This window comes from Streptomyces sp. JK94 (assembly GCF_053613315.1).
Genome location: NZ_JBSICH010000011.1, coordinates 292,630 through 315,575, shown reverse-complemented (window position 1 = coordinate 315,575; position 22,946 = coordinate 292,630). Strand labels below are relative to the sequence as shown.

The window sequence follows — 22,946 nt, the reverse complement described above, 5'->3', positions numbered from 1 at the left end:
TTGATGGGGTAAGGCTCCCAGTAGACGACTGGGTTGATAGGCCGGATCTGGAAGCACCGCAAGGTGTGGAGGTGACCGGTACTAATAGGCCGAGGGCTTGTCCTCAGTTGCTCGCGTCCACTGTGTTGGTTCTGAAACCACGAACAATCAGACTGTGTTGGTCACCGGTTGGTTGTCTGTTTCATAGTGTTTCGGTGGTCATAGCGTAGGGGAAACGCCCGGTTACATTTCGAACCCGGAAGCTAAGCCTTACAGCGCCGATGGTACTGCAGGGGGGACCCTGTGGGAGAGTAGGACGCCGCCGAACAATTATTGCGAGAAAACCCCGCACCGGGAACGGTGCGGGGTTTTTTGCGTTTACGCAGCAGGTGAAAAGTGAAAGTGAAAGAGAGGGCGGGGCGCAGGGCCCCGCCGGTCAGAGGCGTCCTGCCGCCTTCAGTTCCAGGTAGGCGTCGGCCAGGGCGGGAGCGAGGTCGTCGGGGGTCGCGTCGACGACCGTGACACCGTGCTGGCGAAGCTGGTCGGCGGTGCGATGGCGTTCCGCCTGGGCCTGCGCCGCCGCTGCCGCCTCGTAGACGGCGTCCGTGTCTCCACGGGCCTTGGCCATGCGGGAGACGTAGGGGTCCGCCACCGACGCCAGCAGGACCGTGTGGCGCTGCGTCAGTTGCGGCAGGACGGGGAGGAGCCCTTCCTCGATCGGGGTGGCGTCGAGTGTCGTGAGCAGAACGATCAGGGAACGGCGAGGGGCTGAGCGCAGCGCCGTGGCGGTAAGGCCGCGGGCATCGGTCTCCACGAGCTCCGGTTCCAGCGTGGCCATCGCGTTGACCAGGGACAGGAGCACGTCGCCTGCCGACCGGCCCTGGACGAGGGCGCGTACATGACGGTCGTAGGCGAGGAGGTCGACGCGGTCGCCGGCGCGGGAGGCCAGAGCGGCCAGGAGCAGCGCGGCGTCCATGGAGGCGTCGAGACGGGGGGCGTCGCCCACGCGCCCCGCGGAGGTGCGGCCGGTGTCGAGGACGAGCAGGATGTGCCGGTCTCGCTCGGGGCGCCAGGTCCGTACGGCGACGGTGGTCTGGCGGGCTGTCGCGCGCCAGTCGATGGAACGGGTGTCGTCGCCGGGGACGTACTCGCGCAGACTGTCGAACTCCGTCCCCTCCCCGCGGGTGAGCACGCTCGTGCGGCCGTCGAGTTCGCGGAGGCGGGAAAGCTTGGAGGGGAGATGCCTGCGGCTGGCGAAAGGCGGCAGGACGCGCACTGTCCAGGGGACGCGGTGGGCGCCCTGGCGGGAGAAGAGGCCCAGGGGGCCGTACGAGCGGATCGTCACGCGATCCGACCGATGGTCGCCACGGCGAGTGGGGCGCAGGCGCGTGGTGACGCGGCGGCGTTCGCCGGCGGGCACCGTCACGCGGTGGCGGGAGGCTGCCGTGTCCGCGCCGGGCAGCCAGCTGCTGGGCGGCCACGCGTCGCGGAGGTGGGCCCGCAGCGGGCGGGAGGAGGGGTTGGTGACCGTCAACGTGACGTCGGCGGTGTCGCCCAGACGGGTTGAGGTGTCGCCGGTGCGGGACAGGCGCAGACGCCGTACGGGGGCGGCCAGGGCGAAGTCGCAGGCGCAGGCCGCCGCCAACGGGGCGTTGACCGCGAGAACGCTCGTCAGGCCGGGGTCCCAGAGACCGACGGGGACGGAGCCCAGGGCCGCGAGGAGGGCGGCGCGTCCGGTGAAGGCCATCAGCGGGGGACGGGGACGTGGGCGAGGATCGCGTTGATCACGGAGTCCGTGGTCACGCCCTCCATCTCGGCCTCCGGGCGGAGCTGGACGCGGTGCCGGAGGGTGGGGAGGGCCAGGGCCTTCACGTCGTCGGGGGTGACGTAGTCGCGGCCGGTGAGCCAGGCCCACGCGCGGGCCGTCGAGAGCAGGGCCGTGGCTCCGCGCGGGGAGACGCCGAGCGTGAGGGACGGCGACTCGCGGGTGGTGCGGCAGAGGTCGACGACATAGGCGGTGATCTCCGGAGAGACCGTTGTCTTGGCGACCTCGGCGCGGGCCGCCTCCAGGTCGGCGGCGTTCGCCACGGGGCGTACACCGGCGGCGCGCAGGTCACGGGGGTTGAAGCCCGAGGCGTGGCGGGTGAGGACGTCGATCTCGTCCTGGCGGGAGGGGAGGGGGACGGTGAGCTTGAGGAGGAAGCGGTCCAGCTGGGCTTCCGGCAGGGGGTAGGTGCCCTCGTACTCGACCGGGTTCTGGGTCGCCGCGACCAGGAAGGGCTCGGGGAGGGGGCGGGGCGTGCCGTCGACCGTGACCTGCCGTTCCTCCATGGCTTCGAGGAGGGACGACTGGGTCTTCGGAGGTGTGCGGTTGATCTCGTCGGCGAGCAGGAGGTTGGTGAAGGCGGGGCCGGGCTGGAAGGAGAACTCGGCGGTGCGGGTGTCGTAGACCAGGGAGCCGGTGACGTCGCTGGGCATCAGGTCGGGGGTGAACTGGACGCGCTTGGTCTCGAGTTCCGTCGCGGCGGCGAGGGCGCGGACCAAGAGGGTCTTGGCGACGCCGGGGACGCCTTCCAGGAGGACGTGGCCGCGGCACAGGAGGGCCACGACGAGACCCGTGACGGCGGCGTCCTGGCCGACCACGGCCTTGGCGATCTCGGCGCGCAGGGCTTCCAGGGAGGCGCGGGCGTTGCCCGGGTCCCCGGTCCGCCCGGCGTTGTCAGTGGTCGGGTCCATCATGGACGGCGTACCTCTCTTTCGAGGGCGTCGAGTTGGTCGGCGAGGGCGATGAGGGCCGCGTCGTCGCCGGGCGGCGGGCCGAAGAGGAGGGCGTGCAGGGACTGTCCGTCGCCGTGTTCGCCGTCGAGGTGGGCGGACAGGGCGGGGAGCAGGGCCTCGGGCGTGTGCGCCTGGGGGACGGGGACGCCGACGAGGGGGGCGAGGCGGGTGCGGGTGGCGGAGCGAAGAACGGTGGCCGCGCGGTCGCGGGCGTTCGCCTTCCGGTAGAGGCGGGCGCGGCCTTCGACCGTCTCGGAGGCGCGGATCGGCACGGGGAGTTTCTCGGGCACCAGGGGGCCGAGCCGGCGTGCCCGCCACAGGGCCGCCAGGGCCGCGGCGATGAAGAGTTGCAGGGTGCCCCAGAGCCAGCCGGAGGGGAGCAGGTCGAAGAAGCTGCGTTCGTCGTCCGGGGCGTTGGCGTCGGTGAGCGAGGGGAGGTACCAGACCAGGTGGTCGCGGGAGCCGAGGAGCTGGAGGGCGAGCGAGGCGTTGCCGTGCTCGTCGAGGTGGCTGTTGTAGAGGATGTCGGGGGCGCCGAGGACGACGGTGTCGCCCGGGATGCCGGCCCGGGGAGTCTTCCCGGACGCGTCGGGGACGCGCAGCAGGGTGGCCAGACGCCGGCTGGGGTAGCAGGCGTCGGCTTCGACGTGGGAGCTGCTGTAGCGGATGCCGCCGGTGTCGGCGGTGCCCGCACGCCGGGCGGCCGGCAGAGCGCACCCGGGGGCCAGCGTCGAGTCGAAGCTGAGCGCGGGATCGGCGGTGACGCCGGGGAGGAGTCGTTCGACGGCGGAGCCGCCGGGCGCGACGAGGAGAGTACGGCCGCCCGAGTCCTGGGTCGCCGAGCGCAGCTGTGTCTGCTGGCGTTCGGTCAGGAGGTCGGGGACCGCGACGAGGAGCGTGGTGTCCGGACCGGCCGCGGCCCGTGCCTCGTCCAGGGTGGTCACCACACGCGTGGAGACGCCCCGGTCGGCGAGGAGTTCGGCGACCGCCCGGCTGCCGTAGGGGTCGGCGGAGCGCGGGTCGAGTTCGCCGTGCCGGGCGTCGGAGCGGACCACGGCGATCGCGACGGCGCCGGCGAGCAGCACGACGAGCGCGAGCGCGATGCCCCGCGCGCGGGTCCACACCTGGCGGGCGGTGGGCGAGGCCGAGGTGGTGGGGAGCGTGGCCTCGGTGGTCATCCGGCGGCTCCCCGGTGGGTGTTCGCGCCCGTGCTGTCGGCCGCGTGGCCGGCCGTGCTGGCCGCCAGGTGCGGACTGCTGCGTTCCAGGTCGCGGTCGAGTTCGGTGAGGCGCCGGTACGACTGCTCGGTGCCGGGACGGCCGCCGTACGTGACGTCGTCGAAGTCCCGGGCCGCGGCGCGCAGCCGGCCGCCGTGGGCGGGCAGCGAGCGGCCGGCCTCGGTGGCCGCCTCGTCGGCGGTGCGGCCGGGACGGAGGTCGAGGAGGGCGCGTTCCTCCAGGGCGCGGACGACGGCCCGCATCCGTTCCTGGACGGCCTGGTTCCAGTGCCCCTGGGCGGCGTGCGCCTCGGCCGTGGCACGGTGGTCGGCGGCGCTGCGGGGACGGTCGTCGAACAGGGCGGGTGTGGAGGTCGGCCCGCGGCGCGGGGTGCCCAGGCGCCACCAGAGGGCGCCCAGCACCGCCAGGACGGCCGCGACGATGACGACCAGGCCGAGCGTTCCTCCGGGAGTCGCGGTGGACGCCCTGCTGAACAGTTCGTTGATCCAGTCCCAGAAGGCGTTCAGGGCCCGCTGGAACCAGCTGGGGTCGTCCTCGTGGTACATCCGCTTGGACAGCTCGCGCCGCGCGGCCTCCCGCGCGGGATCGCGCGGGAGGGTGACCGGCGGTTCGTCACCGGCCCGTGACAGCGACAGCACGGAGGTGTCGTCGCCGGCGTGTGACCACGTCCGTACGGCGGTGCGTGCCAGCACCTCTGTGAGAACTCCCCCCGCCGGGCTCACCGCATCAGCTCCCCGGAGTGGTGCCGGAGGCGCCGGAACCCGGGAGACCGGCGGCACGGGCCAGCTCGAGGTCGAGGGCCTCCCGCCGGATGCGCTGGTCGATGTACAGCAGTACGGCGACGCCCGCCGTGATCGGGAAGGTGATCATGGAACCGATCACCGAGCCGATACCGCTGACGATGAGGAACGTCCAGCCGAGGTCCCCGCTGCCGTCGAGGAAGCCGCCGATGCCGTCGCTGCCGACGGTGGCGGCGAGCAAGGTGAAGGGGATGACGATGATCGACGCGACGACGTTCGCGATGACCGTCGCGAGCAGCTGGATGCCGAAGACCCGCCACCAGGAGCCGCGTACCAGCTTCACCGAGCGGCTCATCGCCTGCTTGATGCCCTGCTTCTCCAGCATCAGGGCGGGGGAGGCCAGTGAGAGGCGGACCATGAGCCACACCGAGAGGACACCCGCGGCCAGGGAGCCGAGGACGGCCAGGACCAGCCCCGCGTCGCTCCCGGCGGCCGAGACGAGGAGTCCCGGAGCCATGCAGACCGTGACGATGGCGGCGACGATGAGCAGCAGCAGGACGATCAGGCCGAACAGCTTCACCACCTGGGGCCGGGCGTCCCGCCAGGCCTCACCGATCGTCACCGACCTGCCGAGCACGGCGCGACTGGTGACCGTCGTCAGCAGAGCGGTGGCCAGGACGGTACCGACCAGGGAGATCAGGAAGACGACACCGGAGTCGAGCATGGTGTCGGTCAGGGCGTCGCCGAGTTCGCTCAGGGTGGCGTCGGGGTCGTTGAGGACCTCGGAGTCGGCGCCGTCCAGGACGAGTCCCTGGAGCAGGACGACGATGACCTCCGTGAACACCGCCACGGTCAGCGAGATGCCGAGGACCGTGCGCCAGTAGGTGCGCATGGTGGAGACCGCGCCGTCGAGGATCTCGCCGACGCCGAGCGGGCGCAGCGGGATCACGCCGGGCTTGGCCGCGGGCGGCGGGCCTCCCCAGCCGCCTCCCCAGCCGCCGGGGCCACCCGGAGGGCCGTAGCCGCCGTAGCCTCCGCCCTGGCCGCCGTAGCCGCCCGGGCCGCCGCCGGGGTGGCCCGGGGGTGGGGCGCCCCAGCCCTGGTGCGGTGGTGGGGGCGGCGGGGCCTGGCCGGGGCCGGTGGGTGCCGACCACTGGCTGGGGGGCGGCTGCTCCTTGGACCACTTCGTGCCGGGGTTCGTCGGTTCCGCGCCCGGCTGGTCCGCGGGCCGCGCGGGCTGGCCGGGGCCACCGGGGCGGTCGGCGGGCTCGGCGGGTCCGGACGCGCCGGGTTCCCGCCCGTCGGACGGAGAGGATCCGGGCGAGGCCCAGCCCGGAGTGTCGTTCATCGTCGCTCCTTCACGGTGCCCGTCCGCGGTCGCGGCGGCAGGTTGGCAGCCATCGTGCCATGGGGTGGTCCACTGCGGACCGGGCACGGTAGGGCTGCGCCCTTCTATGGTCCGCCGCTCAGGGGGCAGACTGACCGCATGGCTGATCAGGACGCGCGAAGCGGCGAGGGCAAGCGGTCGACCGAGATACCGGCACTGCGCTGGGAGGAACCCCCCGAGGGTCCGGTGCTGGTCCTGCTGGATCAGACCAGGCTGCCGGCCGAGGAGGTCGAACTGGTCTGCACGGACGCGTCCGTGCTCGTGGAGGCGATCCGCTCGCTCGCCGTGCGCGGGGCACCGCTGCTGGGCGTCGCGGGCGCCTACGGTGTCGCGCTCGCCGCCGCCCGGGGCTTCGAGGTGGAGGAGGCCGCGGTCGCGCTGACGGGGGCCCGTCCCACCGCGGTGAACCTCTCCGTCGGGGTGGGCCGCGCACACGCGGCCCACCAGGAGGCGCTCGCCAGGACCGGCGACACCCGGCAGGCGGCCGAGGCCGCGCTGGCCGCGGCGCAGGCGCTGCACCGGGAGGACGCCCAGGCCAGCGTGCGGATGGCCGCGCACGGGCTGGCGCTGCTGGACGAGCTGCTGCCCGCCGGCGGGCACCGGGTCCTCACGCACTGCAACACCGGTGCGCTGGTGTCGGGCGGTGAGGGAACCGCCTTCGCGGTGGCACTCGCCGCGCACCGTTCGGGGCGGCTGCGGCGCCTGTGGGTGGACGAAACGCGTCCGTTGCTGCAAGGTGCTCGCCTGACGGCATACGAGGCGGCCCGCAACGGCATGGCGTACACCTTGCTCACCGACAACGCGGCCGGTTCGCTGTTCGCGTCGGGTGAGGTGGACGCGGTGATCGTCGGTGCGGACCGCATCGCGGCCGACGGTTCGGTGGCGAACAAGGTGGGGAGCTATCCGCTCGCCGTGCTCGCGAGGTACCACCATGTGCCGTTCATTGTGGTGGCACCGGTCACGACGGTGGATCCGGACACTCCGGACGGGGCGTCGATCGAGGTCGAGCAGCGTCCCGGATACGAAGTGACCGAGGTCACAGCACCGCGGGTGCCGGTGACGGGAGCAGGAGGCGGGATTCCGGTGGCACCCCTGGGAACCCAGGCGTACAACCCGGCGTTCGACGTGACTCCGCCCGAACTGGTGACGGCGATCGTCACCGAGGAGGGCGTGGTTTCGCCCGTCACGGCCGAGGCTCTCGCCGAGCTGTGTGCCAGGTCACGCCAGGTAACGATTAGCTAATGGGATGATGGCGTTCATGAAGGGACGAGTCCTTGTCGTCGACGACGACACCGCACTGGCCGAGATGCTCGGCATTGTGCTGCGTGGTGAGGGTTTTGAGCCATCTTTCGTAGCCGACGGCGACAAGGCGCTGGCCGCCTTCCGGGAGACCAAGCCCGATCTGGTGCTGCTCGACCTGATGCTGCCCGGTCGGGACGGCATCGAGGTGTGCCGTCTGATCAGGGCGGAGTCGGGTGTGCCGATCGTGATGCTGACGGCGAAGAGTGACACCGTCGACGTCGTGGTGGGTCTGGAGTCGGGCGCCGACGACTACATCGTGAAGCCGTTCAAGCCGAAGGAACTGGTGGCCCGTATCCGGGCGCGCCTGAGGAGGTCCGAGGAGCCGGCGCCGGAGCAGCTCGCCATAGGCGACCTGGTCATCGACGTGGCCGGTCACTCCGTGAAGCGGGACGGTCAGTCGATCGCGCTGACGCCGCTGGAGTTCGACCTGCTGGTGGCGCTGGCCCGCAAGCCGTGGCAGGTGTTCACGCGCGAGGTGCTCCTCGAGCAGGTGTGGGGATACCGGCACGCGGCCGACACCCGGCTGGTCAACGTGCACGTCCAGCGGCTGCGCTCCAAGGTCGAGAAGGACCCGGAGAAGCCGGAGATCGTGGTGACCGTCCGCGGCGTCGGCTACAAGGCGGGACCGAGCTGACATGAGCAGGGACAGTGCCGCTTCGGCGCCCGGCCGTTCCGGGGGCCGCGCCGGACGGCCTGTCGGCCCCCCGCCCGCCGGTTCCCGCTGGAGCCGCCTGCTGGAGGGCGGGCTGCTGCGTGGCGGGGTGCAGGGCAGCCCGGTGCTCCGGCTGTTCATGCGCTGGGTCCGGCGCCCGCTGCTGCCCGTCATGCGGCTGTGGCGGCGCAACATCCAGCTCAAGGTCGTCGTCACCACGCTGCTGATGTCGCTGGGCGTGGTGCTGCTGCTCGGCTTCGTGGTGATCGGGCAGGTCCGCAACGGCCTGCTGGACGCCAAGGTGAAGGCGTCCCAGAGCCAGGCCACCGGCGGGTTCGCGGTGGCCAAGCAGAAGGCCGACGAGGCGGCCAGCGTGAGCGGTGACGAGGGCGCACCCGTGGACGGCGGTTCCCCGCAGAACGTCATCCAGTGGATGAGTGAACTGGTGAAGTCGCTCTCCAGCGGTGGCCAGGGTGCCTTCGACGTGGTCACGCTCCCCATGGGCGGGGACAGTGGCAGTGGTCGCGGCCCGCGCGCCTCCGGTCTGGTCAACTGGTCGGACAGCGTGCCCGAGGAGCTGCGGGAGCGGATCGACGGCGACACCGCGGCCGCGCAGAGCTACACGCGGATCGTCTACGACTCCGGCGAGGCCTCCCAGCCCGGGCTGGTCATCGGCAAGCAGGTCAACGATCCGAACGGCGAGCCGTACCAGCTGTACTACCTCTTCCCGCTCACGCAGGAGGAGAAGTCGCTCAGCCTGGTCAGAGGCACGCTCGCGACGGCCGGGCTCTTCGTCGTCGTCCTGCTCGGGGCCATCGCGTGGCTCGTGGTGCGGCAGGTCGTCACACCGGTGCGGATGGCGGCGGGCGTCGCCGAGCGGCTGTCCGCGGGGCGGCTCCAGGAACGGATGAAGGTCACCGGCGAGGACGACATCGCCCGGCTCGGTGAGGCCTTCAACAAGATGGCGCAGAACCTCCAGCTGAAGATCAGCCAGCTCGAGGACCTGTCACGGATGCAGCGGCGGTTCGTGTCCGACGTGTCGCACGAGCTGCGCACACCGCTGACGACCGTGCGGATGGCCGCCGACGTCATCCACGACGCGCGCGTGGACTTCGATCCGGTGACCGCGCGGTCGGCCGAGCTGCTCGCCGACCAGCTGGACCGGTTCGAGACGCTGCTCGCGGACCTGCTGGAGATCAGCCGCTTCGACGCGGGCGCCGCGGCGCTGGAGGCCGAGCCGATAGACCTCAGGGAGGTCGTACGGCGGGTCGTCAGCGGGGCCGAGCCGCTCGCCGAGCGCAAGGGCACCCGGATACGCGTCGTCGGCGACCAGCAGCCCGTCGTCGCCGAGGCGGACGCCCGGCGCGTGGAGCGCGTGCTGCGCAACCTCGTCGTCAATGCCGTCGAGCACGGCGAGGGCCATGACGTCGTCGTCAAGCTCGCCGCGGCGGGGGGCGCGGTGGCCGTCGCGGTGCGCGACTACGGGGTCGGGCTCAAGCCCGGCGAGGCCACCCGGGTCTTCAGCCGCTTCTGGCGGGCCGACCCGGCACGCGCGCGTACCACCGGTGGAACGGGGCTGGGGTTGTCGATCGCCCTGGAGGACGCGCGGCTGCACGGCGGCTGGCTGCAGGCCTGGGGCGAGCCGGGTGGCGGTTCGCAGTTCCGGCTGACGCTGCCCAGGACCGCGGACGAGCCGTTGCGGGGCTCACCGATACCGCTGGAGCCGACGGACTCGCGGCGCCGTCGCGAACTCCAGGACGCCGGCCTCGACGACGCCGCGTCCGACGGCACCGGCCGCGAGGACACCGGCACGCCGCACGGCGCGGACAGGACGGCGGGCGTCCCGGCGCAGGCGTCGGGCGGCCGGGGGCCCGCGGTGTCCGCGCGGGGGCCGATCACCCCGCCGTCGGCCGCGGCGGTCCCCACGGCCGATCCGACGGCGCTGCCCGGCAACGGCGCGCGCGTGGTCCCGCGGCCCGTGTCGGGTGCCCGGGGACAGGACGCCGGGTCCGTGCCGCAGACGGCCGACCGCCCGGACGCCGGGCCCGAGGAACCGAGCAGGCAAGGGGAGGCATCTCGTGGGCGCTGACCGTGAGGGGAGCGGTCGGCGGGTGCCGGCACGCGTGGCGGCGTACGCCGTCTGCGGTCTCGTACTGCTGGCGGGCTGCGCGTCGATGCCCGACAGGGGGGATCTGCACGGTGTGGACTCCACGCCCCGGCAGGACCCGCAGGTACGGGTGTTCGCGATGCCGCCGCGGGAGGGCGACTCGCCCACGGAGATCGTGCAGGGCTTCCTGGAGGCACTGACCAGCAACGAACCGCACTACGAGACGGCGCGCCAGTACCTGACGGGCGAGGCCGCGAAAACCTGGCGGCCGGAGCGGTCCACGACGGTGCTCGCGGGCGGGCCGGGAACCGAGTCCGACCACTCCGGGAGCCGTGAGGAGGCCAACGACTACTCGGTCACGCTGACCGGCACCCGGGTCGCCACGGTGGACGCCCAGCAGTCGTACGCGCCGACGGACGGTCAGTACCGCGAGCCGGTCCACCTCACCAGGGACGGCAAGAGCGGGCAGTGGCGCATCGACTCGGTGCCGCAAGGCGTCATCATGGGCAAGTCGGACTTCCAGCGCACCTACATGTCCGTCAACAAGTACTACTTCGCCTCGAACGCGCCTTCCGTCACCCGGGCGGGTACGAGCGCGCAGCCGGCGGCCGTCGCCGATCCGGTGTACGTGCGCCGGCTCGTGGACCCCATGACCCAGGTGGTGCGTTCCCTGATCAGCGGCCCGACGAGCCTGCTCGGACCCGTGGTGCGGTCGAGCTTCCCGACCGGCACGGCGCTGGCGGAGAACGTCGACTCGCTGACCCCCGACGACCACAACAAGCTGACGGTGCGGCTGAACGACAGGGCGGCCGGGGTCGGGACGGGCAAGTGCGACGAGATGGCCGCGCAGCTCCTCTTCACCCTGCAGAACCTCACCCCGGTGGTGGACGAGGTCGAGCTGCGCTCGGGCAGTGCGAAACTCTGCTCGCTCACCGAGGACCGGGCGGAGGCGGTCGCGACGCGCGGTTCGGCCCAGCGGCCCGACTACCTGTACTTCATCGACGACGAGGACCGCCTGGTACGCATCGCCGCGGGCAGCAACGGGACCCGGCCGGAACGCGTCCCCGGTGCGCTGGGCGAGGGTGTGGCGGCCCTGCGGTCGGTGGCGGTGTCGCGGGACGAGCACAGTGCGGCCGGGATCGGGCTCGACAACAAGTCGCTGTACGTCGGATCGCTGGTGTCGGGCGGTTCGCTCGGCGACCCGGTGCTGGTCAGCGAGGGCAAGTCGGAGGCGAACCGGCTGACGCCGCCCAGCTGGGACGCGCAGGGCGACCTGTGGATCGCCGACCGCGACCCGGCCGACCCGCGCCTGCTGCTGCTGGAGGAGGGCGCGGGCGAGCCGGTGGAGGTGCAGACGCCGGGGCTGGACGGGCGGGTCCAGGCCGTGCGCGTGGCGGCCGACGGCGTGCGGATCGCGCTGATCGTGGAGAAGGACGACGAGCGCTCGCTGCTCATCGGACGGATCGAACGGGACGACCGGGCCGGCGGTCCGCCCGCGGTCACCGTCCTGGAACCGCGCTCCGCGACCCCCGAGCTGGAGGAGGTCACGGCCATGTCCTGGGCCGGCGACAGCCGGCTGGTGGTGGTCGGGCGCGAGCGCGGAGGCGTTCAGCAGATCGGATACGTGCAGGTCGACGGTTCCACGCCGGAGGCGTCGGTGCCCGCCGCGCTGACCGGTGTGAAGGAGATCGCCGCGACCGAGGACGAGCGGCTGCCGCTGGTGGCGTACTCGGAGGACCTGATCGTCCGGCTGCCGTCCGGGTTGCAGTGGCAGAAGGTCGCGGAGGGGTCGGCGCCGGTCTATCCGGGGTGAGGCCCCGGCTGCCGCGAGGCGTGCGTGCACTCGTACGGGTGAGGCGCGGTGGACGCTGGGCGGAGTTGTCCACAGGGGAGCGCTCCGGCGTTTTCCACAGGCCTGGCCGAGCGGTGCGGACCTCGGCACAGTGGTGGCCATGCGGGAATGGTGGCGGGATCTCACGGACCTGGTGCTGCCGGCCGAGTGCGGAGGCTGCGGCAGGGCTCGCGCCGTGCTGTGCGCCGAGTGCCGCAAGGCCCTGACCGGGGCGGTGCCGCGCCGGGTGCGGCCGGTGCCGGAGCCGCCCGGACTGCCGGTGGTGCACGCCGCCGCGCGGTACGCGGACGAGGTGCGGGCCGCCCTGCTGGCCCACAAGGAGCGCGGTGCGCTTGCCCTCGCGGCACCGCTGGGTGCGGCGTTGGCGGGGGCGGTGCGGGCAGGGCTGCGGGAGCTGCGGTCGGGCGCCGGTGGGGCGGGCGCGTGGGGGCCGGTGCTGCTGGTGCCCGTGCCGTCCGCGCGCCGGGCGGTGCGCAGGCGCGGGCACGACCCGGCGCGGCGGATCGCCCTCGCGGCCGCCGGGGAGCTGCGGCGGCACGGGACGGACGCCCGGGTGGTGGCCGTGCTGCGGCAGCGGCACGCCGTGGCCGACCAGTCGGGGCTCGACGCCCGGCAGCGGCTGGAGAACCTGGCCGGCGCGCTGGCGGTCGTCGCCGGCGGTGACCGGTTGCTGTGCGGCGGCGGGCCCGTCGTGCTGGTCGACGACCTCATGACGACGGGGGCGTCGCTGACGGAGGCGGCGCGTGCCGTACGCGCGGCGACGGCCCGGGCCGGCCCGGCGGCGGCGTGCGCGGGGGCGCCCGCCGCGTCCCAACGGGAAGCGGGGCCGGGGCCCCTGCCGGCCGTGAACTCGGCTGTGTATCCGTCGGCGGCAGGGGAAGGCAGAGAGGAACGGAAGACCGGGCCCCGAATGGCGGGCCCGAATGGAGGCGGTGGCGTGATCCGTCAAGCGGTCTGCGCGGCAGTGGTCGCGTCGTCACCGGATTCCTTCGAGATAAACCGGAACTGACTGAGATCTTGTGACGTTGCAGGTAATGGGAGGAACAATTCACCTGAACGGAGGTACGCCGCAGTAGAGGGTGACGACTTCCGTCCGGGCGAGATATGTTCGGTTGTGAGGCAAAGCCGCAGGCCACACCTCTTACATCCGAATGCCGTGCTGTGGGTTTTACCGTCATCACCCGCACCGGTGGAGTGGAGATCCCGCCCGTGGGGGAGGAGGTGGAAGTCACCGAGTCCGAGGTTCCGGGATGGACCGGAACCTGGTGCGAAAGGGAGATGCTCCGCCGTCGAGGCGGAGCGATCCGGGAACGGAGTTCTGCGTGGACATCGTCGTCAAGGGCCGCAAGACCGAGGTGCCCGAGCGGTTCCGGAAGCACGTGGCCGAGAAGCTGAAGCTGGAGAAGATCCAGAAGCTCGATGGCAAGGTGATCAGCCTCGACGTCGAGGTGTCCAAGGAGCCGAACCCCCGACAGGCCGACCGCTGCGACCGAGTGGAGATCACGCTCCGCTCCCGCGGTCCGGTGATCCGGGCGGAGGCAGCGGCGAGCGATCCGTACGCGGCGCTCGACCTGGCAGCGGAGAAGCTCGACGCCCGGCTGCGCAAGCAGCACGACAAGCGCTTCTCGCGCCGAGGAGCGCGCCGGATCTCGGCAGCCGAGGTCGCCGACCACGTCCCCGGCGCCGCGACCCTCGACGGGAACGGTGACGTCGTCCCGGAGGAGAAGCAGGACGGCGTCCCCACCAAGAAGATCGGCTCGCTCGAGGTGCAGGGCGACGGCCCGCTCGTCGTCCGCGAGAAGACCCACGTGGCCGCGCCGATGACCCTCGACCAGGCGCTCTACGAGATGGAACTGGTCGGGCACGACTTCTACCTGTTCGTCGACTCCGAGACCAAGGAGCCCAGCGTCGTCTACCGGCGACACGCCTACGACTACGGCGTGATCCACCTCACCACGGACACGATGGTCACCCAGGCGCACGCTCCCGAGGCGGGCGACGCGCTTGGCCGCTGACGACGCCGGATGACAGCAGAACCGGTGCCCCTGGAGCGCGTGTGCGCCCCCAGGGGCACCGGTGTGCGACGGTGCGCGAGGCTTGCGACCCCCTCGCGGCGCCGCTCGTCACCCCGGTGACGGCCGGGCATGGAATCATGGCGGCAACGGCCCAACCGGTGGGTCGTTGCTCTGGGTTGGCGATGGCTCAGGACCTCGGGCCACAGCCTTCAGGGGGAGGAACGATGGCGGACACTTTCGGACCGATGCGGGACGAGAGCGTCGACGACGGAACCGACGACGGCGTCGACGGCATGGGTCCGGACGCGGGCTCCGCGCGCAAGGAGCCGATCAGGGTCCTGGTCGTGGACGACCACGCCCTGTTCCGTCGCGGTCTGGAGATCGTGCTCGCGGCCGAGGAGGACATCCAGGTCGTCGGAGAGGCCGGGGACGGTGCCGAGGCCGTGGAGAAGGCCGCCGACCTGCTGCCGGACATCATCCTGATGGATGTCCGGATGCCCAAGCGGGGCGGGATCGAGGCCTGCACCTCCATCAAGGAGGTCGCCCCCAGCGCCAAGATCATCATGCTGACGATCAGCGACGAGGAGGCCGACCTCTACGACGCGATCAAGGCGGGCGCGACCGGTTACCTGCTCAAGGAGATCTCGACGGACGAGGTCGCCACCGCGATTCGCGCGGTGGCCGACGGGCAGTCGCAGATCAGTCCCTCCATGGCGTCGAAACTGCTCACCGAGTTCAAGTCGATGATCCAGCGGACCGACGAACGCCGGCTGGTGCCCGCGCCCCGGCTCACGGACCGCGAGCTGGAGGTCCTCAAACTCGTCGCCACGGGAATGAACAACCGGGACATCGCCAAGGAACTGTTCATCTCCGAGAACACCGTGAAGAACCACGTCCGCAACATCCTGGAGAAACTGCAATTGCACTCCAGGATGGAGGCCGTGGTCTACGCGATGCGGGAGAAGATCCTCGAAATCCGGTGACGGGCGGACCCCGGCGCCCGGCGGGGCCGGTCAGGCGAGCAGCCGGACCAGCTCCCTGGTGAGCGGCTCGCGCAGGTCCGGTGCGTCGACCCGCTCCACGCGCACGTCCGCGCAGTCCACCCAGCCCGCCGCCTCGACCAGAGCCTGGGCCACCGCCGGGGCCGCCTTCGGGCCGTCCAGCGTGACCTGCCGGGCGACCAGGGTGCGTCCCTCACGCGCCGGGTCCACGCGGCCGACGAGCCGGCCGCCGGCCAGGACCGGCATCGCGAAGTAGCCGTGCACCCGCTTCTGCTTGGGCACGTAGGCCTCCAGGCGGTGCGTGAACCCGAAGATCCGCTCCGTGCGCGCGCGCTCCCAGACCAGGGAGTCGAAGGGCGAGAGCAGCGTCGTGCGGTGCCGGCCGCGCGGCGGCGTCTCCAGGGCCGCGGGGTCCGCCCAGGCCGGCCGTCCCCAGCCCTCGACGGTGACCGGGACGAGGCCCGAGTCGGCGATCACGGCGTCGACCTGCTCGCCCTTGAGGCGGTGGTAGTCCGCGATGTCCGCGCGGGTGCCGACGCCCAGGGACCGGCCGGCCAGGCGGACCAGGCGGCGCAGGCAGGCGGTGTCGTCCAGGTCGTCGTGCAGCAGCGCGGCCGGGACCGCGCGCTCGGCCAGGTCGTACACCCGCTTCCAGCCGCGGCGCTCGACGCACACCACCTCGCCGTACATGAGCGCGCGTTCGACGGCGACCTTCGTGCCCGACCAGTCCCACCACTCGCTGGTCCTCTTGGCGCCGCCCAGGTCCGTCGCGGTGAGGGGGCCCTCGGTGCGCAGCTGCTCGATGACCTGGTCGTAGGTGCCGTCGGGGAGGTCGTGGTTCCAGTGCGGGCGGCTGCGGTAGGCGCGGCGCCGGAAGGCGAAGTGGGGCCACTCCTCGATGGGGAGGATGCAGGCGGCGTGGGACCAGTACTCGAAGGCGTGCGTGTCCGTCCAGTAGGCCGACTCGACCGTCCCGCGGCCCACCGCGCCCAGGCGCGCGTAGGGAATGAGCTCGTGGGAGCGGGCGAGGACCGAGATGGTGTCGAGCTGCACCGCGCCGAGACGACGCAGGACACCGCGGACGCCTCCGCGCCGGTCGGGGGCGCCGAGGAAGCCCTGTGCGCGGAGGACGAGGCGGCGGGCCTCGTCCGCGGACAGGTCCGTGGCGGGGGGCGGGAGGGTCGTCATAGGTCCGCACGATAGGGGGTGGGTCTGACAGTGGGGCGTGCGCCGTACGCGGGGGCGGTCGCCGGCCGTCCCCGGTGCCTCCCAGGGCCGTCCGGGCCGTCCGGGCCGTCCGGGCACCGGGGACGGGCGCCACCGGTGCCCGCGGCCGAGGGGCACGACCGCCCGCGGCCGAGCGGTGGGGGCGGCCAGGGTGCCGGCAGGTGCGGAGCGCAGGGGTGCCGGCAGGTACGGGGGTGACTAGGGCGCCGGCAGGTACGGGGCCGTCGACGGGAGGCCGAGGTCGCCGGGGAGGAGGGAGCCGATCCAGCAGTCGCGGCGTACGCCTTTGTTGCCGATCGCGGAGCGCAGCGTGCCCTCCATGGTGAAGCCCGCGCGCTGGGCCACCGCGCGGGAGGCCGTGTTGCCGACCTCGGCGCGCCACTCCAGGCGGTCGATGGCGCGGTCGGTGAAGGCCCAGCGGGAGACGGCGACGACGGCTTCGGTGACGTAGCCGCGACCGCGGTGCTCCTTGGCTTGCCAGAACCCGATCTCGCCCGCTCCCGGGGAGAGCGTCGTGACGGCGAGCATGCCCGCCAGGTCACCGGCCGGGAGGAAGAGGCCGAAGGTGTACATGGAGTCGTTCGCCCAGCCGTCGGGGACGATCCGCTCCGTGAAGCCCCGCGCGTGCTCCGGACGGTAGGGCGAGGGGACCGTGGTCCAGCGCTGGATGTCGGGGTCCTGGCAGGCGGCGTACACGGAGCCGGTGTCCTGGTGGCCGACCGTGCGCAGGACGAGGCGGCCGGTGGCGAGCGTGAGGGGTTCCATCGGCCGATTCTGCGCGGCGCTCCGTGCGGGGCGCCATCCTTTCGCCCCGTGTGAACGAACGGTCACTTACCGCCCGGTGCGTCGGCGCGGCACCATCCGCGGGGCCCGGGCGTTGAACCCGGTGACGGCGGACCGGAAGCCGGACGCGGCACACGGTCCCCGTTACAGCAGGCTCCCGGGGCGGCGGGGTCCTCGCATACGATGGCCGTTGCTCAGTACGTCACAGGAAAACGACCGTCCCAGGCCCGACCGGCAAGGAGACCAACCCCCGTGTCCGTCCTCTCGAAGATCATGCGTGCAGGCGAAGGCAAGATCCTGCGCAAGCTGCACCGCATCGCGGACCAGGTCAACTCCATCGAAGAGGACTTCGTCGACCTCTCCGACGCCGAGCTGCGGGCGCTCACCGATGAGTACAAGCAGCGCTACGCCGATGGTGAGAGCCTGGACGACCTGCTTCCCGAAGCCTTCGCCACCGTCCGGGAGGCCGCCAAGCGCGTCCTGGGCCAGCGGCACTACGACGTGCAGATGATGGGCGGCGCGGCCCTGCACATGGGGTACGTGGCCGAGATGAAGACCGGTGAGGGCAAGACCCTCGTCGGCACGCTGCCCGCCTATCTCAACGCCCTGTCCGGCGAGGGCGTCCACATCGTCACGGTCAACGACTACCTGGCCGAGCGCGACTCCGAGATGATGGGCCGCGTCCACAAGTTCCTGGGCCTGAACGTCGGCTGCATCCTCGCCAACCAGACGCCGGCCCAGCGCCGCGAGATGTACGGCTGCGACATCACCTACGGCACGAACAACGAGTTCGGCTTCGACTACCTCCGCGACAACATGGCCTGGTCCAAGGACGAGCTCGTCCAGCGCGGCCACAACTTCGCCATCGTCGACGAGGTCGACTCCATCCTGGTGGACGAGGCCCGTACGCCGCTGATCATCTCCGGCCCGGCCGACCAGGCCACCAAGTGGTACGGCGACTTCGCCAAGCTGGTCACGCGCCTGAAGAGGGGCGAGGCCGGCAACACCCTGAAGGGCATCGAGGAGACCGGCGACTACGAGGTCGACGAGAAGAAGCGCACCGTCGCCATCCACGAGTCGGGCGTCGCCAAGGTCGAGGACTGGCTGGGCATCGACAACCTCTACGAGTCGGTGAACACCCCCTTGGTCGGCTACCTGAACAACGCCATCAAGGCCAAGGAACTCTTCAAGAAGGACAAGGACTACGTCGTCCTCGACGGCGAGGTCATGATCGTCGACGAGCACACCGGCCGTATCCTCGCCGGCCGCCGCTACAACGAGGGCATGCACCAGGCGATCGAGGCGAAGGAAGGGGTGGACATCAAGGACGAGAACCAGACGCTCGCCACGATCACGCTCCAGAACTTCTTCCGCCTCTACAAGCGCCACGACCACAACGGCAAGGAACTGCCGGGCCTGTCCGGCATGACCGGTACGGCGATGACCGAGGCCGCCGAGTTCCACCAGATCTACAAGCTCGGCGTGGTGCCCATCCCGACCAACCGGCCGATGGTCCGCAAGGACCAGTCGGACCTGATCTACCGCACCGAGGTCGCGAAGTTCGAGGCGGTCGTCGACGACATCGAGGAGAAGCACCGCAAGGGGCAGCCGATCCTCGTCGGCACCACCTCGGTCGAGAAGTCCGAGTACCTCTCGCAGCAGCTCAGCAAGCGGGGCGTCCAGCACGAGGTGCTGAACGCCAAGCAGCACGACCGCGAGGCGACGATCGTCGCCCAGGCCGGCCGCAAGGGTTCCGTGACGGTCGCCACCAACATGGCCGGCCGTGGTACGGACATCAAGCTCGGCGGCAACCCGGAGGACCTCGCGGAGGCGGAGCTGCGCCAGCGCGGCCTGGACCCCGAGGAGCACATCGAGGAGTGGGCCGCGGCCCTGCCCGGGGCCCTCGAACGGGCCGAGCAGGCGGTCAAGGCGGAGTTCGAGGAGGTCAAGGAACTCGGCGGCCTCTACGTGCTGGGCACCGAGCGGCACGAGTCGCGCCGCATCGACAACCAGCTGCGCGGTCGCTCCGGCCGCCAGGGCGACCCCGGCGAGTCCCGCTTCTACCTCTCCCTCGGCGACGACCTCATGCGGCTGTTCAAGGCCCAGATGGTCGAACGCGTGATGTCGATGGCGAACGTCCCGGACGACGTGCCCATCGAGAACAAGATGGTCACGCGCGCGATCGCGTCCGCCCAGTCGCAGGTCGAGACGCAGAACTTCGAGACCCGCAAGAACGTCCTGAAGTACGACGAGGTGCTCAACCGGCAGCGCGAGGTCATCTACGGCGAGCGGCGCCGCGTTCTGGAGGGCGAGGACCTGCAGGAGCAGATCCAGCACTTCATGAACGACACGATCGACGCGTACGTGCAGGCCGAGACCGCCGAGGGCTTCCCGGAGGACTGGGACCTCGACCGGCTGTGGGGCGCCTTCAAGCAGCTCTACCCGGTGAAGGTCACCGTCGAGGAGCTGGAGGAGGCGGCGGGCGACCGGGCCGGGCTGACCGCCGACTACATCGGGGAGTCCATCAAGGACGACATCCAGGAGCAGTACGAGGCGCGTGAGGCGCAGCTCGGCTCCGAGATCATGCGTGAGCTGGAGCGGCGCGTCGTCCTCTCGGTCCTGGACCGCAAGTGGCGCGAGCACCTCTACGAGATGGACTACCTCCAGGAGGGCATCGGCCTGCGCGCGATGGCGCAGAAGGACCCGCTGGTCGAGTACCAGCGCGAGGGCTTCGACATGTTCCAGGCCATGATGGAGGGCATCAAGGAGGAGTCCGTCGGCTACCTGTTCAACCTGGAGGTCCAGGTCGAGCAGCAGGTCGAGGAGGTTCCGGTCGAGGACGCGGCGCCGTCGCTGGAGAAGGGCGCGCAGGACGGGGTCCCGGCCCAGGCCGGTGCCCGGCCGGAGATCCGCGCCAAGGGGCTCGACGCCCCGCAGCGCCGGGGCCTGCACTTCTCCGCGCCGACCGTGGACGGCGAGGGCGGTGTCGTCGAGGGCGACTTCACCACCGACGGCGAGCCCGCGCAGCCGCAGTCCGACGGGCTCACGCGCGCGGAGCGCCGCAAGCAGGCCAAGGGCGGACGCCGCCGCAAGAAGTGACGGCACGGAAGTGAGAGGCGGTGCGGTGCCTGCGGGCGCCGCACCGGTGCAGGGCCGGGCACCCGCGGGTGCCCGGCCCTTCGGCGTCCGGGGCGGGACCGGTCAGTCGTCCGTCTGCGGCCTGCGGGGACCGCCCAGTTCCACCGCCGTGCAGCGCCAGCGCAGGTCCCGGCCCTGCTCCAGGCGGAAGGCCATGGCACGGAGCTGGTCGCCCGCGCCGATGCGGGCGAAGACCTCCAGCGCGCCCGGCCGGGGCTCGAAATAGCCGATGTCGCGGACGACGGGGTGCGCGCCGCGGGTGCGCAGGGGGCCGCGTTCGGCGAGGTCCGCCAGTTCGTCGTAGGCGCGCCCGGCGGTGTGGCGGAGCATCGAGTGGACGGGGCGGCGTCCGCTGAGCACGTTGAGGAGCAGCTCGGCGAAGCGGTCGGTGGGGCGGAGCTGCGCGACGGGGCGGCGCGGGGTCTGGACGGGTACGAGAGCCCCCGGCGGGGCCGTGGCGGCCTGCCGGGGGACCGGTGGGGCGGGGGCGGTCACGGGGGTGTTCGCCGCCGTACGGGGGCTCGTCCTGCCGGTCCGGCCCGGACCGGTCGTGGGCGGGCGGGTGTCCGCCGGCCTCGTACGGGCCCGCTGGGGCCTGCCCGGGGAGCCCGGCGGACGGCCGCCGGGCGCCGCGGCCCGTACGGCGCTGCCACCGGGCCTGCGGGGCGGTACGCCACCGGGGGCCGCGGGGTCGCCGCCGGGCCTGCGGGGCGGGGCGCCGGCGGGCGGGCCGTCCGGCGCGCGAAGGGACGTGCCGGCCGGGCGGAGCTGGGTCCTGGTCATGACCTTGTGCATCGAGACTCCCCGTTCGGTGGCCCGGGCGAGGTGATACCGGGCAGTAACTTAGTGGTCGGGGACCTTGTACGGGGCGGCGGGGCACGACGGCAAGGCGGAGGACGGCCGTGTCGAGGGGTCGGAGGGTTCACCTATCCGAGTGACCCGGGTGAGGGGAAGGCCCGGGACGGAGCGGGTGCACCGGGTGAGTTCCGGGGACGGGGATGGACGTGTCGGGCGTCACGGGTGGGAACTCGAAAGGGGACACCCGGACGTATCCTGAAGGCTCTTCCACGCCCTCCCAGGCCATCCGGTGCCTCGGTGGACCCGACCAGGAAAGCGGCCGTCACATGCGCGTCTACGTCCCCCTGACCCTCTCCGGTCTCGCCGAGGCGCACGGGTCGGGACAGCTGGCGACCGGACGGCTCGTCGCGTACGCCGTCACACCGGCGCTGCGCGAGTGGTACCTCTCGGACGACATCGAGGAGCTGGAGTACGCCGCTCTGAACCGCGCCGCGCTGGCCTCGCTGCGGCTGCTGGCGGCCGATGCCGGCGTGCCGCGCCGCCGGGTCGTGGTCGCCGCCGACGTACCCGACGGCGCGGTCGCGGCCGACCCGGGCCCGGGGCGCGAGCCGGGGGCCCTGGGCGAGGTGCGGGTCGCCGGGCCGCTGCCGCTGGCCGAGGCGGCCTCCGTGCACGTCGACTCCGCCGACGCGGAGGCGGACGTGGCCGCCGCGGCCGGGGCCCTCGCGGCGGCGGACGGCGGGGACGACGACGCCCGGTTCGTCGTGGACGGGGCGGAGGACCACGAGCTGCTGTGGTACGCGACGCAGGAGATCCCGAACCTGGTGGAAGCCCGCGGCTGACGGCCCGGCATCGAGGCCGCCGCCTTGACTGTCAGTGGCGGCGGGTACGTTCTCGGCATGGGGATGCAGACAGGCGCGCACATCGTCTGGGACTGGAACGGGACGCTGTTCCACGACAACGACGCGATCATCGGAGCGACCAACGCGGCCTTCGCCGAACTGGGGCTGTCGCCGATCACGCTGGAGCAGTACCGGGCGCTGTACTGCGTGCCGGTGCCGAGGTTCTACGAGCGGCTGACGGGGCGGCTGCCCACCGCAGCCGAGTGGGAGGTCATGGACGCGACCTTCCACCGCCACTACGTCGAGCACCGGGTGCGGTGCGGTCTCGCCGAAGGGGTGGCGGAGCTGCTCGCGGGCTGGCGTTCCGCGGGGCGCAGTCAGTCGATCCTCAGCATGTACGGCCACGACGAGCTGGTCCCGCTGGTGCGGGACTTCGGCATCGAGACGCACTTCCTGCGCATCGACGGGCGGATCGGGCCGTCCGGGGGCAGCAAGGCCGAGCACATGGTGCGCCACCTCGCGGAGCTGGCGCTGGCCGGGGTGGAGCCCGCCCGTACGGTGGTGATCGGGGACGCCGCCGACGACGCGGTGGCCGCGGGGCACGTCGGGGCGCGGGCGGTGCTCTACACCGGCGGGTCGCACAGCCGGGCCAGCCTCGAAGGGGCCGGGGTGCCGGTGGTGGACACCTTGCGGGAAGCCGTGGCGGAGGCGGAACGGCTGGCCGCGTGAGGCTCGGCCGGCGCGAGGTTGGACCGGCGCGAGGCTCGGCCGGTGCGCCGGCGGCGCCGGCCCGGCGCCGGTGTACGGGCGGGGGATGAGGCCGGGTGTGGCACGCGTGGGGTTGGGCCGGTGCGGTGGCGCCGCCGGCCGTGCGGCGGGCGCAGCGGTACAGGGCGGGGTGCGCACGGTCGCGGCCGTGCCCGGCAGCGGCGTATCTGTGCAGAACGTCGAAGTTCCACCCCCGCTTTTGTACACACGCGGCTCGTGACGGGGGCCCCGCGAGGGGCGATAGCCTTGTGGCGTGATCAGCGCGATAGCTCGCGGGGGCACCGGCGCCCCTGCCCTGCGCCCGGCACGCACGGACGACATCCGTGTCCGGGCGGCGGT

Annotated in this window: 18 protein-coding genes and 2 rRNA genes; 12 read left to right on the top strand and 8 right to left on the bottom strand. The window is 72.4% G+C overall.

The genetic code is table 11. The features are described from left to right. A 23S ribosomal RNA gene (locus tag ACVV2G_RS11895) occupies nt 1-105 on the top strand; the annotation flags it as partial. An 85-nt stretch (nt 106-190) separates the two neighbouring features. Further along, nucleotides 191-307 (top strand): 5S ribosomal RNA (rrf, locus tag ACVV2G_RS11890). 108 nt (nt 308-415) lie between these two features. Here rrf and ACVV2G_RS11885 read toward each other — a convergent pair. From ACVV2G_RS11885 to ACVV2G_RS11865, 5 genes are read right to left on the bottom strand one after another with little or no spacing between them, the layout of a single operon-like run. Then, complete coding sequence (locus ACVV2G_RS11885) at nt 416-1,726, bottom strand: DUF58 domain-containing protein (protein ID WP_453842615.1); 1,311 nt, start codon at nt 1,724-1,726, stop codon at nt 416-418. Next, nucleotides 1,726-2,715: an AAA family ATPase gene (locus ACVV2G_RS11880; protein WP_453842627.1), complete on the bottom strand. Its 990-nt coding sequence runs from the start codon at nt 2,713-2,715 to the stop codon at nt 1,726-1,728. Before ACVV2G_RS11880 ends, ACVV2G_RS11885 begins: the two co-directional genes overlap by 1 nt. Continuing rightward, nucleotides 2,715-3,935, bottom strand: coding sequence for a DUF4350 domain-containing protein (locus ACVV2G_RS11875; RefSeq protein WP_453842614.1), 1,221 nt, complete (start codon nt 3,933-3,935; stop codon nt 2,715-2,717). Before ACVV2G_RS11875 ends, ACVV2G_RS11880 begins: the two co-directional genes overlap by 1 nt. After that, nucleotides 3,932-4,684 carry a DUF4129 domain-containing protein gene (locus tag ACVV2G_RS11870; RefSeq protein ID WP_453842626.1) on the bottom strand — a complete coding sequence of 251 codons (753 nt, stop codon included), beginning with the start codon at nt 4,682-4,684 and terminating at the stop codon, nt 3,932-3,934. Before ACVV2G_RS11870 ends, ACVV2G_RS11875 begins: the two co-directional genes overlap by 4 nt. A gap of 37 nt (nt 4,685-4,721) precedes the next feature. Further along, nucleotides 4,722-6,083 (bottom strand): DUF7847 domain-containing protein, encoded by a 1,362-nt coding sequence (locus ACVV2G_RS11865; protein ID WP_453842613.1) that lies wholly within the window; start codon nt 6,081-6,083, stop codon nt 4,722-4,724. Nucleotides 6,084-6,221: 138 nt separating this feature from the next. Here ACVV2G_RS11865 and mtnA point away from each other — a divergent pair, with 138 nt between their 5' ends. From mtnA to ACVV2G_RS11830, 7 genes are all read left to right on the top strand, one after another. Further along, nucleotides 6,222-7,364 carry an S-methyl-5-thioribose-1-phosphate isomerase gene (mtnA, locus tag ACVV2G_RS11860; RefSeq protein ID WP_453842612.1) on the top strand — a complete coding sequence of 381 codons (1,143 nt, stop codon included), beginning with the start codon at nt 6,222-6,224 and terminating at the stop codon, nt 7,362-7,364. A 4-nt stretch (nt 7,365-7,368) separates the two neighbouring features. After that, nucleotides 7,369-8,058, top strand: coding sequence for a two-component system response regulator MtrA (mtrA, locus tag ACVV2G_RS11855; RefSeq protein ID WP_191862447.1), 690 nt, complete (start codon nt 7,369-7,371; stop codon nt 8,056-8,058). A 1-nt stretch (nt 8,059) separates the two neighbouring features. Further along, nucleotides 8,060-10,165, top strand: coding sequence for an MtrAB system histidine kinase MtrB (mtrB, locus tag ACVV2G_RS11850; RefSeq protein WP_453842611.1), 2,106 nt, complete (start codon nt 8,060-8,062; stop codon nt 10,163-10,165). Next, entirely contained in the window at nt 10,155-11,996 is a 1,842-nt protein-coding gene (locus ACVV2G_RS11845; protein ID WP_453842610.1) for an LpqB family beta-propeller domain-containing protein, read from the top strand. Before mtrB ends, ACVV2G_RS11845 begins: the two co-directional genes overlap by 11 nt. A 139-nt stretch (nt 11,997-12,135) precedes the next feature. Beyond that, nucleotides 12,136-13,044, top strand: coding sequence for a ComF family protein (locus tag ACVV2G_RS11840; protein WP_453842609.1), 909 nt, complete (start codon nt 12,136-12,138; stop codon nt 13,042-13,044). 313 nt (nt 13,045-13,357) lie between these two features. Then, nucleotides 13,358-14,050 (top strand): ribosome hibernation-promoting factor, HPF/YfiA family, encoded by a 693-nt coding sequence (gene hpf, locus ACVV2G_RS11835; protein WP_453842608.1) that lies wholly within the window; start codon nt 13,358-13,360, stop codon nt 14,048-14,050. 224 nt (nt 14,051-14,274) lie between these two features. Further along, the gene (locus tag ACVV2G_RS11830) at nt 14,275-15,033 is read left to right on the top strand and encodes a response regulator (protein WP_453842607.1); all 759 of its coding nucleotides are present in this window, start codon (nt 14,275-14,277) and stop codon (nt 15,031-15,033) included. 30 nt (nt 15,034-15,063) lie between these two features. Here ACVV2G_RS11830 and ACVV2G_RS11825 read toward each other — a convergent pair whose 3' ends face one another. Together ACVV2G_RS11825 and ACVV2G_RS11820 are read right to left on the bottom strand one after the other, a co-directional pair. Next, the gene (locus ACVV2G_RS11825; protein WP_453842606.1) at nt 15,064-16,239 is read right to left on the bottom strand and encodes a winged helix-turn-helix domain-containing protein; all 1,176 of its coding nucleotides are present in this window, start codon (nt 16,237-16,239) and stop codon (nt 15,064-15,066) included. Between the two features lie 237 nt (nt 16,240-16,476). Then, the gene (locus ACVV2G_RS11820; protein ID WP_453842605.1) at nt 16,477-17,043 is read right to left on the bottom strand and encodes a GNAT family N-acetyltransferase; all 567 of its coding nucleotides are present in this window, start codon (nt 17,041-17,043) and stop codon (nt 16,477-16,479) included. Nucleotides 17,044-17,313: 270 nt separating this feature from the next. Between ACVV2G_RS11820 and secA the strand changes: the two genes are divergently transcribed. Continuing rightward, a complete protein-coding gene (gene secA, locus ACVV2G_RS11815) occupies nt 17,314-20,160 on the top strand; it encodes a preprotein translocase subunit SecA (protein ID WP_453842604.1) in 2,847 nt (948 codons plus the stop codon). Nucleotides 20,161-20,262: 102 nt separating this feature from the next. Here the strand turns inward: secA and ACVV2G_RS11810 are convergent, their stop codons facing one another. Continuing rightward, nucleotides 20,263-20,994, bottom strand: coding sequence for an Rv3235 family protein (locus tag ACVV2G_RS11810; RefSeq protein ID WP_453842603.1), 732 nt, complete (start codon nt 20,992-20,994; stop codon nt 20,263-20,265). A 329-nt stretch (nt 20,995-21,323) separates the two neighbouring features. Here ACVV2G_RS11810 and ACVV2G_RS11805 point away from each other — a divergent pair, with 329 nt between their 5' ends. Continuing rightward, nucleotides 21,324-21,839, top strand: coding sequence for a DUF6912 family protein (locus ACVV2G_RS11805; RefSeq protein WP_453842602.1), 516 nt, complete (start codon nt 21,324-21,326; stop codon nt 21,837-21,839). 57 nt (nt 21,840-21,896) lie between these two features. After that, nucleotides 21,897-22,568, top strand: coding sequence for an HAD family hydrolase (locus tag ACVV2G_RS11800; RefSeq protein WP_453842601.1), 672 nt, complete (start codon nt 21,897-21,899; stop codon nt 22,566-22,568). Nucleotides 22,569-22,946 lie beyond the last annotated feature (378 nt).

Coding starts and splice junctions, on each gene's coding strand:
- ACVV2G_RS11885 (WP_453842615.1), bottom strand. CDS start 1,726: ATGGCCTTCACCGGACGCGCCGCCCTCCTCGCGGCCCTGGGCTCCGTC.
- ACVV2G_RS11880 (WP_453842627.1), bottom strand. CDS start 2,715: ATGGACCCGACCACTGACAACGCCGGGCGGACCGGGGACCCGGGCAAC.
- ACVV2G_RS11875 (WP_453842614.1), bottom strand. CDS start 3,935: ATGACCACCGAGGCCACGCTCCCCACCACCTCGGCCTCGCCCACCGCC.
- ACVV2G_RS11865 (WP_453842613.1), bottom strand. CDS start 6,083: ATGAACGACACTCCGGGCTGGGCCTCGCCCGGATCCTCTCCGTCCGAC.
- mtnA (WP_453842612.1), top strand. CDS start 6,222: ATGGCTGATCAGGACGCGCGAAGCGGCGAGGGCAAGCGGTCGACCGAG.
- mtrA (WP_191862447.1), top strand. CDS start 7,369: ATGATGGCGTTCATGAAGGGACGAGTCCTTGTCGTCGACGACGACACC.
- mtrB (WP_453842611.1), top strand. CDS start 8,060: ATGAGCAGGGACAGTGCCGCTTCGGCGCCCGGCCGTTCCGGGGGCCGC.
- ACVV2G_RS11840 (WP_453842609.1), top strand. CDS start 12,136: ATGCGGGAATGGTGGCGGGATCTCACGGACCTGGTGCTGCCGGCCGAG.
- ACVV2G_RS11830 (WP_453842607.1), top strand. CDS start 14,275: ATGGCGGACACTTTCGGACCGATGCGGGACGAGAGCGTCGACGACGGA.
- ACVV2G_RS11825 (WP_453842606.1), bottom strand. CDS start 16,239: ATGACGACCCTCCCGCCCCCCGCCACGGACCTGTCCGCGGACGAGGCC.
- ACVV2G_RS11820 (WP_453842605.1), bottom strand. CDS start 17,043: ATGGAACCCCTCACGCTCGCCACCGGCCGCCTCGTCCTGCGCACGGTC.
- ACVV2G_RS11810 (WP_453842603.1), bottom strand. CDS start 20,994: ATGCACAAGGTCATGACCAGGACCCAGCTCCGCCCGGCCGGCACGTCC.
- ACVV2G_RS11805 (WP_453842602.1), top strand. CDS start 21,324: ATGCGCGTCTACGTCCCCCTGACCCTCTCCGGTCTCGCCGAGGCGCAC.
- ACVV2G_RS11800 (WP_453842601.1), top strand. CDS start 21,897: ATGGGGATGCAGACAGGCGCGCACATCGTCTGGGACTGGAACGGGACG.